The organism is Actinoplanes sp. NPDC026619 (assembly GCF_040638295.1).
Taxonomy (GTDB): Bacteria; Actinomycetota; Actinomycetes; order Mycobacteriales; family Micromonosporaceae; genus Actinoplanes.
Genome location: NZ_JBEZYA010000035.1, coordinates 80,704 through 89,631 on the forward strand (window position 1 = coordinate 80,704; position 8,928 = coordinate 89,631).

An 8,928-nucleotide genomic window follows, 5' to 3' on the forward strand; every position below is an offset into this window, starting at 1 on the left:
ACAGAGCTTTCAATCGCGATCTACATTGACTGCGCCCTCGCGCCCTCATCGCCCGAGACTGAAACTCTCTAGGAGTCCGCCATGACCTCTCCGCAGCTGAACCCATTCCTCACTCCGGCCAAGCACCGCACGTGGCCCTGGATCGTCTACGGTGCCGTCCTCGTCGTGATGCTGGGCTGCGGCGTGTCTAGCGGCGGAGAGAAGGACACCGCCGAGACGGCAGAAACCAAGGCCGCGACCTCAGCGCCGACGAAGCAGACCACCGCGAAGCAGGAAATCAAGCAGGACAAGACGCCCGGTCTGAACCAGCCGGTCCGCGACGGCAAATTCGAGTTCACCGTCGCCCGCGTCAAGTGCGGCGCCACCAAGGTCGGCTCGGACCTGCTCGGCGCGAAGGCGCAGGGCCAGTACTGCCTGATCACCGTGCGGGTGAAGAACATCGGCAAACAGACACAGTCCTTCGCCGACTCGGCACAGAAGGCGTACGGCGCCGAGAAGGTCGAATACTCCGCCGACTCGGCCGCGGGGATCTATGCCAACAGCGACAACCAGGTGCTCTACCAGGACATCAACCCGGGCAACGCGGTCACCGGCACGCTGGTGTTCGACGTACCGAAGGGCACCAAGCTGACCTCACTGGAGCTGCACGACTCGATCTTTTCCGGCGGCGTTGAGGTGGCGCTCCAGTGACGTATCTTCCGCCGCCGGAGCCGCCCAGATCGGCGGCAGCACCACCGCACCGCATCGCAACTCAGCGTCGACTCCATCGAAGTTCTGTAGAGCCTGGAGGTCTCTTCGGATGAACAGCACCACTCGGCTCGAGCGTCGCGAGCCCACTCTCTACGTCGTCGCCGAATGGGAGGGCGCCGAGGACTCGACGCACCTCGCCGGCCCGCGACGGGTCGCCGTCGAGGTGGCAGCCGATATCGCGGGCGGCATCACATCCAGCGTGATGCGCCGTGCCGACCGTCACCTCGCCGACATGGCGGCCGAATTCAACGAGATTCCCGCTGTCGGTGGACACGCGGTCATGGTGCGCCGCTACCTCGAGGACCGGTTGGCCGCACTGCCCGCCGACGCCGACGGCTATCACCGCGGCCTCTTGGACATCCGTGACGATCTGGTCAGCCGTGGACAAGCGGCGCCCGAAGAGGCGCTTGCGGCAGCCATGGGCGTACCGGACGAAACCATGCGGGCCTGTCTTCAGGTGGCCCAGCAACACGCGACGACTTCTCACCCCCTGCCGTATAGCGAAGGTTGTAACTCTTGAACAATCCCGCAATGATCAACAAGCCTTCGCCTGCGGGAACCCGCTCGCTGGTCTACGGCCACGCCGAGCTGCACGACTGCCTCGCCATTGCCGACGGTGAGACCGCCACGGCGGAGGCGCGGGAGATCGTCGCCATCGCCTCGGCCCGCACCTGGGGTGAGGCGCGTGGTATCGCACCTCGGCACGTGTGGAACCCCGTCCCGGAAATCGAGGACGATCCCGACGAGCATGATGACGCCGCGAGCTTCGACATCAATCAGGTGGGCAGGTGATCGAGGGCGACTGGCCGCCGATGGTGACGAGCCGAGCGCTCGATCTGCTGCCCAGCGAGCTGCTGGCGCGGTTCGGCCACCGCATGGACACCAGCCTCAACGGCGATTTCCTGGAGATTCCGGTCGCGGCGGAGGCGGAACTGCTCGTGGCGCTGCGGGAGCGCGGCTTCACCGTCACCCGCGACGACGAGCTGATCAACACGCTCGACGGTCAGACGTTTCGCTGACCACGACGGTGGCCGAAACGGTCGACTCTGCGCACGGCCGGACGACCTATTAGGCCGTGACGACCCAGTTCGATTCTCATCAATTAGCGGTGAGATGACGTAGCGTACACAGTTCCCTCACCCGCAGCGCCAGGGAGTTCGGCGAACCATGACCTCGCTTCTCCACCACGAGGCACCCACCACGATTCGCGCCCGGGCGGCCGCACTCACCGAGTATCTGCTCGCTGTGCGCGCTCAGATGGAAAAACCCGCGCGGAGCGTGCCCACCGGATCGGCGATCTGGCAGCACGGGCTTCCCGAGCACCCCGACTGCCGGCTCGGGCCGCGGGACGCCGACTCCAGCTGGCTCAGCGTGGGTCGGCCGCCGAAGCCCAAACCGCTGGCCGCTCCGGGCCGGATCTCTTCGATGCTCTCCGGACCGATCGAGGCGACCCGCGAACCCGCCTTCCGCGCTCCGGCCGGGCTCCGCCAAGAGGACGTCAAGGACCGGGCCGCCGAGGTCGCCGAGTGGGTCGAGAACACGTGGCGGCCCTGGGCCGCCGCGACGCAGCGGATCAACGCAACGCGCGAGCTGCATGCGCGCCTGATCGAACTGCGCAGCCGGCTGGACATGAACGCCGCCGGCGAGGAACTGGTCTGGGGGCACGGCGTCGTGCACGTCGATGTCGCGGGGCATCGCGTCGCGTATCCGTTGGTGGCCACGCCCGTCGCCATCGACTACGACGCCGACCGGGCCGTGGTGAGCGTGTCGCCGCAGGGGCCGGCCCGGCTGCAGACCGACGCGCTGACCGGGCTGGACGACCAGTCGCTGCGTCAGCTCCTCGGCCTCGGCGACGGTGGCCTGGTTGCGGTCGACCCCTGGGACGATCTGGAGCGGCGCGAGCTGTTCGAGCGGGCGCTGCGCCGCCTCGGCCACGACCCGGTGCTGCGCCTGGCCAACGCGCCGGCGATCGGCGGTCCACACATTCACGACACCGGTGTGCTGTTCGTCCGGCCGCGGCAACGGATGCTGCGGCGCTTCCTCGAGCAGCTCCGCGATCGGCTGCTCGCCGGGGAAACGGACACCATCGGGGCGCTTGCCTCGGTGCTCGCGCACGAGCCGAGCAGGCTCGAGATGCCCTCGGACGACCCGCGACGGTGGCAACCGGTCGGCACGCGACTGCTCATGCCGTTGCCGACCAACGAGGCGCAGGAGTCCATCGCGCAGCGGCTGTCGCGCAACCGCACGGTCGCGGTGCAGGGCCCACCCGGCACCGGCAAGACCCACACCATTCGCAATCTGATCTGCCATCTGATGGCGCACGGCAAGCGCGTCCTGGTGGTGGCGCAGAAGGAAGATCCGCTGCGGGTGCTGCGGGACGGGCTCCCGGAGGAGGTGAAGGCGCTGTGCCTGGCGGTGCTCGGTCGCTCGGCGGACCAGCTCGTGCAGTTGCAGCTGGCCGCGCGCGAGCTGTCCGATCGAGCCGCCACGCTCGACCAGCGCCGGGCTCAGCAGCACATCGACCTCCTTACCGGCCAGTTGGAGGAGACCGAACGCGAGCTCGCCCGGACGCTGGCAGCGCTGCGGTCGATCGCCGAGAACGATGCGCGGACGTACCGCCTGGATGACGCGCTGCTGGGACCGGCCGACGTGGGCGAATGGCTCGGTGCCCGGGAGGGCACCTTCGGCGACATTCCCGATTCCGTACGGGACGACCAGCCGCCCCCGCTCGATGCGGACGAGTTCTCCCGGCTGCTCCACCTGGCCACGGCGCTCACCGCGTCCGATCGGGTGCAGGCACTGCGCGAGCTGCCACTGGTCGGCAACGTGCCGCCGGAAGCAGCCGTCCGCGCCGACCGTCAGCGCCTGGCTGCCTTGGCTGCCGAGCTCCGCGAACTGTCGGCGGCCGGCATTCACCTCGGTGCGGTGCGGGTGATGGGCCACGAGGCGTTCGCCGAGCTCGAACGACGCCTGCACGACGCGGTCGGCCTGCTGCGCCGGCGGGAAGGTGCGTGGATCGACCGGCTCGGGCGTCGCCTGAACGATCCGCAATGGCAGCACCTGTGGAGTCAGCACGTGCAGGCGTGCCACGCCGCGATGGCGCAGCTCGCCGGATTGGCCGGCACGATCGGCGGCCACATCGTCGCCGTTCCCGACTCGTACGCAAGTCAGCCGCGGCAGCTCCAGGCGGACCTGGCCGAGGTGCGGCAGCGGTTCGCCGCCGGCAAGACCGTCAGCAAGCTGTTCCACGGCAGCCTGGCCAAGCTGGCCCAGGAATGCCAGGTCGACGGCGAACCGCTGCGTACGGTGCAAGATGTTGATCTAGTCGTTGCCCACGTGACTCGCCAGCAGGTGCGCGCTCAGCTGGCCGCGCGGTGGACCGACTGGGCGCAGTGGCTCGGCATCCCGCCGGACCAGCTGCAGGGCGCCCCGGAGATGTGGGCCAGCGAGCTGATCGAACAGGCCCGCACCGCGGTGCGCTGGGACAGCGACGAATGGCCCGACCTGTACGCAAAACTGCGGCAGGCGTTGCCCCAGCTGGAACCGCGTGCCGACAGCGGGACCCTGCACTCGGCGGCCCAGCTACTCGGGCGAGCCACCGCCGTGTTCGAGCACGATCATCTGGCCTCCGCGCAGAACCGCATCGCGGCGTACCTGCAGGAGGGCATGTCCCGGCCCGCGGCCAGCGATCTGTGGCGCGTCCTGGATCTGCAGTGGCAGGAGGCGGATCTGCAAGGCTGGGATGCGACCTGCGCGGAGATCCGCCGGCTGGCGTCGCTGGTTCCGCAAGCCCAGACGTACGCGAATCTGCGGCACCGCGTCGCCGCCGTCGCACCGCAGTGGTCCGCCGAGATCGACGCCGGCACGGCGACGGCGTTGCACGGAACCGGAGCCGACTGTCTTCAGCGCTGGCGCTGGCGTCAGGTGCAGACGTGGTTCGACGAGGCGATCGGTGACCTGGACGCCGCGGTGATCGGCCGCCGCGTCGAGCGTTGCCGCGCGCAGATCCGCAAGCTCACCAGCGAAGTGGTGGTCGCGTCGTCCTGGCTGGCGGTGTCACGTGCCCTGGACGACCGCAAGCGAGCCGCTCTGACCGACTGGGCCACCTCGCTGCGCAAGATCGGCAAGGGCACCGGCAAGAAGGCGTCCCACTGGCAGGCCGAGGCACAGCGGCAGATGTCGGCCGCCGTCGACGCGGTGCCGGTGTGGGTCATGTCGATCGACCGGGCCATCGAGCAGTTCCCGACCGGCGGCAACTTCGACGTCATCATCGTCGACGAGGCGTCGCAGGCGGACATGTTCTCGCTGCCGGTGCTCAGCCTCGCCGAACGCGCCGTCGTGGTCGGCGACGACCAGCAGATCGGCCCCCAGCTGACATTCGTCGGTGACGTGCAGGGCCTGATCGAGGCGCACCTGGACGACGTGCCGTCGGCGAACCAGTTCGACCCCGAGGGCAGTCTCTACGACCACGCCGTACGCCGGTCCGAGCGGATTCTGCTGACCGAGCATTTCCGGTGCGTGCCGCAGATCATCGAGTTCTCCAGCATCAACTACTACGACAGCAAGATCGAGCCGTTGCGCACGGACCGGCCGGCCGGCATCGGCGCACCGGTCCAGGCCGTGTACGTGCCCGGCGGTGTTCGCCAGGCGGTCGACTCCTACGGCGATGTCAACGTCGAGGAGGCACGGCTTCTCGTCGAGCGGGTGCTGGCCATCGTGGCCGACCCGGCGTACGACGGGAAGACGATCGGCGTCGTCAGCCTGCTGAGCACCAGTGACCAGGGCATGTACCTGCTGCATCAGCTGCGGGAAACGGTCGGCATGGAAGAGCTCGAACGACGGAAACTGCGGGTCGGCGACTCCTACACGTTCCAAGGCGACGAACGCGACGTCGTGCTGCTCTCCCTCGTCGCGTCGGCCAACGGAGGCCGGATCGCACCCTTCACCAAACGCGACTACCACCGGCGCGTCAACGTCGCCGCTTCACGGGCCCGCGACCAGCTCTGGGTCTTCCACTCGTTCCAACCGGACGACGTCCCGGCCGACGACGCCCGCGGGAAGCTGCTCGTCTATTGCCAGAACGTCGGCACGGCCCAGGAGGCATACCAGGATCTGGAGAAGCGCTGCGACAGCGACTTCGAGCGCGCTGTCCTCAAGCGCATGCTGCTGCGCGACCTACGGCCGCTCCCCCAGTTCAAGATCGGTAGCTATCGGATCGACTTCGTGCTGCCACTAGCCGACGGCCGGCGGTTGGCCATCGAATGCGACGGCGACGCCTATCACGGCCCCGACCAATGGGAAGCGGACATCCGCCGGCAGGCGCTGCTCGAGCGGGTCGGCAATTGCGTATTCGTCCGCATCCGGGGCAGCGTCTTCAGCCGCGACCCGGAGAAGGCGATGGAGCCGCTGTGGCACCGCATCGAGGAACTGGGCGGAGTCGCTGCCGTCGTCCCCGAACACCCGGCGCCGGTCAGCCCACCGGCGCCCCCGGAGTACCCCGCACCGGCGGCGCCCCCGCTTCCCGCAGCGTCCACCGCACCGGCCGAGCCCGCCAGCGAAGCTCTGCCGGAACAGCGCGAGCCGGCCGAGCAATTCCCGCCGCCCGAGGTGCCGCCTGCACATGAAACCTCGGCGACCGAGGACTCCCGATGGGTTGATGTGCCGGAGGGATACCGCAGCGTCGCTTGGGTACGTCCGCAGGAGTCCGAGGCGGTCTCGCAGGCTTATGCCACCGGAGAGGATGCCCCGATCCGGGAACACGGCAGAACTACCGGTTGGGCCCGCTTCCATCCTGACGATTCGGAACAGGCACGGAAGTACGGCGCGAACGTCCTGCTGGAGCGGGTATCACCGGCGGGGACGCGGTTCGTGTGCTGGCTACGCCAGGCGGAAGCCAAGGCCCTGCTGCAAGCGGCCGCAGAGCAGTCCGACATCGCGGTAGGTGAGCGGGGACGCGGCTACACCGGTCACGTGCAGTACTACCCCCCTCAGAGCGCCGAGGCACAACGATTCCGCAGCTCCACGCGACTCTTGCGGATCCGCGGCGCGAGACACGAGCCCGATGGGCGACGTTCCGACTACGCGAAAGACGAGCATTGATGAATTCCCAGGACCGGACGATGGACAACGAGATTCAACTAATCAGCGACGGCGACGGACTGGCGATCATTGGCGACCCGACGGATGTGGAACGCTTCCTCGCATCGGAGGGACTGTCGGCGAAGGATCTCCCGCTGCCGCGGCTCAAGTCCGTCGCCAGCGCCGGGTCGGCGCTCGCGCAGGCCGGTTCGGAGATTTCAGCTAACTCCAGTCGCTGGATGAAGCTGACCAAGGAGTCGGCACACCTCGTCAAGAAGCACGGCCTGCGGGAAAGCTCGAAAAACGGTCTCAAGACCGGGGTAGTGAAGGGGCAGAAGGGCCAGATCGGGGGATTCGTCGAGTTCGCCAAGAAGCCCGGTGCGCTGCTGAGCAACCCGGCGATCCTGGCCGGGGCGGCGAGCATCATGGCGCAGCTGGCGATGCAGCAGGCCATGGACGAGATCACCGACTACCTCGCCACGATCGACGAGAAGGTCGACGACGTGCTGCGCGCCCAAAAGGACGCCGTGTTGGCCCGCATGATCGGAGTGGGCTTTGTCCTCGAGGAGGCAATGACCCTCCGGGAGTCCAGAGGCAGGGTCGACGAGGTCACCTGGTCGAAGGTGCAGACCGCACCGACGACGATTGCGGAGACCCAGGCGTACGCGCTGCGACAGCTCGACGCGCTCGCGGAGAAGTTGGAGCGCAAGACAGGCATCGGTGACCTCGCCACCGCGGCCAAGGAAGCCGAGGCCAAGGTCCAGGAGTGGCTCGCGGTGCTGGCTCGCTGCTTCCAGCTGCAGGACGCGATCGCCGTGCTCGAGCTCGACCGGGTGCTGGACGCGTCGCCCGACGAACTGGACGGGCACCGCCTCGGGCTGAAGGAGGCCCGCCAGAAACGGCTGGAACTCATCTCGCGTACCACCCAGCTTCTGGTGACCCGGATAAACGCGGCTGCCGGCATGGCCAACGAAAAGGTGCTGCTGCATCCGACCACGTCCCCAGCTGTCGTCCGGTCCAGCAACCACGTCGCGATCAGCGTCGATGAATTCCACGGGCGGCTCGGCATCGAGTCCGGCCGGGAGTCGGCGGAGGCGAGACGCTGGGTCGACGCAGCCTCGGAAGCGAAAGACAAGGCCCTTGAGACCGGAGCAAACGGCGTCGGCGCCGCCGTGAGCTTCGGCAGCAAGACGCTCGACCGGGCCGGATCGGTGACCGGCAAGCTGGCTGGCAAGCTCGCCGACCGGGCGCGCCGGCAACGCGGAGACGCTGAGTAGGCAGGCTCGGCATCCGGCCTCTAATCGGCGTCCGCGAGGGGCTCGGCTTCGAGGATCTCCCGGAGTGCGTCCAGCGACTCTTCGCTGACCAGGGACGGAGTCGTCTCCAGCAGCAGCTGGATGCTCTCCCCAAGCTGCTTCTGGGTGAGCGCGATCGTCGCGGTGGCCAGCTCCGGCGTGTCGCCGTTGTCGTCTATCCCCGCTTGCCGCGCGATCTCCAGCTGTTGCTCGCTGGACAGGTTCGCCGCCAAGGCCGCGACGATGCGCCGCCGCGCCTCAGCCTTGCTCATCCCTGCTCGGTACGCATCGATCACAGCCGCCACGTCGTGCGGCGCCTCCGTGGGCCCCTGCTCCACCGCCGGCTCCGCCTCGACCGGGCCAACCTTCGCTTCGACATGGACGGGACGTTTGCGCCGCTGACCGATAGTCGTGACCGTCCGCCGGGCCGATGTCGCGGCCGACGCTACGGTCGACCGCACGGCCGGAATCGCCCGGTCGTTCACCCACCTAATGACGCGCGGCCGCTGTTCATCGAGTACATCGCGCGCCACTTCGACAGCGAGATTACGCAGTAGCCGCTGGATCTCCGATCCGATCGTCCGCCGGTACGCCATCAGATGTCACCTTCGTCAATTACCGGTCTTGACATCGCTGACCCCATCCCTCACATGCCCGCACCTGGCCGGATTCTCGCAGAGACCCTTCACAACGCGCCACCGGCCAGATTCGTGTTGACGCTCACGTAATTCCCCTGGCCTGGGCTCATGGAATGGGACTGGCCGCGGGCTTGGGGCGGGACGTGAGCGGGGTGCCGTGACCACGA

7 protein-coding genes are annotated in these 8,928 nt (G+C 68.2%); 6 read left to right on the plus strand and 1 reads right to left on the minus strand.

The genetic code is table 11. From position 1 onward, the window contains the following. The first annotated feature begins 81 nt into the window (after positions 1 to 81). The 6 genes from AB0E90_RS44835 (at position 82) to AB0E90_RS44860 (ending at position 8,105) form a co-directional block, all read left to right on the plus strand. Positions 82 to 690, plus strand: coding sequence for a DUF4352 domain-containing protein (locus AB0E90_RS44835; protein ID WP_360418535.1), 609 nt, complete (start codon positions 82 to 84; stop codon positions 688 to 690). A 109-nt stretch (positions 691 to 799) separates the two neighbouring features. Further along, on the plus strand, positions 800 to 1,270 hold the full coding sequence (locus tag AB0E90_RS44840; RefSeq protein ID WP_360418537.1) for a hypothetical protein: 471 nt from the start codon (positions 800 to 802) through the stop codon (positions 1,268 to 1,270). Between the two features lie 11 nt (positions 1,271 to 1,281). Then, entirely contained in the window at positions 1,282 to 1,542 is a 261-nt protein-coding gene (locus AB0E90_RS44845; protein WP_360418539.1) for a hypothetical protein, read from the plus strand. Continuing rightward, positions 1,539 to 1,769, plus strand: a complete 231-nt coding sequence (locus AB0E90_RS44850) for a hypothetical protein (protein ID WP_360418541.1) — start codon at positions 1,539 to 1,541, stop codon at positions 1,767 to 1,769. The genes AB0E90_RS44845 and AB0E90_RS44850 overlap by 4 nt, the downstream gene beginning before the upstream one ends. A 148-nt stretch (positions 1,770 to 1,917) precedes the next feature. Continuing rightward, entirely contained in the window at positions 1,918 to 6,849 is a 4,932-nt protein-coding gene (locus AB0E90_RS44855; protein ID WP_360418543.1) for an AAA domain-containing protein, read from the plus strand. A 20-nt stretch (positions 6,850 to 6,869) separates the two neighbouring features. After that, positions 6,870 to 8,105, plus strand: coding sequence for a hypothetical protein (locus AB0E90_RS44860; protein WP_360418545.1), 1,236 nt, complete (start codon positions 6,870 to 6,872; stop codon positions 8,103 to 8,105). A 20-nt stretch (positions 8,106 to 8,125) separates the two neighbouring features. Here AB0E90_RS44860 and AB0E90_RS44865 read toward each other — a convergent pair whose 3' ends face one another. Further along, a complete protein-coding gene (locus tag AB0E90_RS44865) occupies positions 8,126 to 8,719 on the minus strand; it encodes a hypothetical protein (protein WP_360418547.1) in 594 nt (197 codons plus the stop codon). Positions 8,720 to 8,928: the final 209 nt, after the last annotated feature.

Bases quoted from the DNA above. Each gene is read 5' to 3' on its own strand.
- AB0E90_RS44845 (WP_360418539.1), top strand. From the start codon at position 1,282: ATGATCAACAAGCCTTCGCCTGCGGGAACCCGCTCGCTGGTCTACGGC.
- AB0E90_RS44835 (WP_360418535.1), top strand. From the start codon at position 82: ATGACCTCTCCGCAGCTGAACCCATTCCTCACTCCGGCCAAGCACCGC.
- AB0E90_RS44865 (WP_360418547.1), bottom strand. From the start codon at position 8,719: ATGGCGTACCGGCGGACGATCGGATCGGAGATCCAGCGGCTACTGCGT.
- AB0E90_RS44855 (WP_360418543.1), top strand. From the start codon at position 1,918: ATGACCTCGCTTCTCCACCACGAGGCACCCACCACGATTCGCGCCCGG.
- AB0E90_RS44840 (WP_360418537.1), top strand. From the start codon at position 800: ATGAACAGCACCACTCGGCTCGAGCGTCGCGAGCCCACTCTCTACGTC.
- AB0E90_RS44860 (WP_360418545.1), top strand. From the start codon at position 6,870: ATGGACAACGAGATTCAACTAATCAGCGACGGCGACGGACTGGCGATC.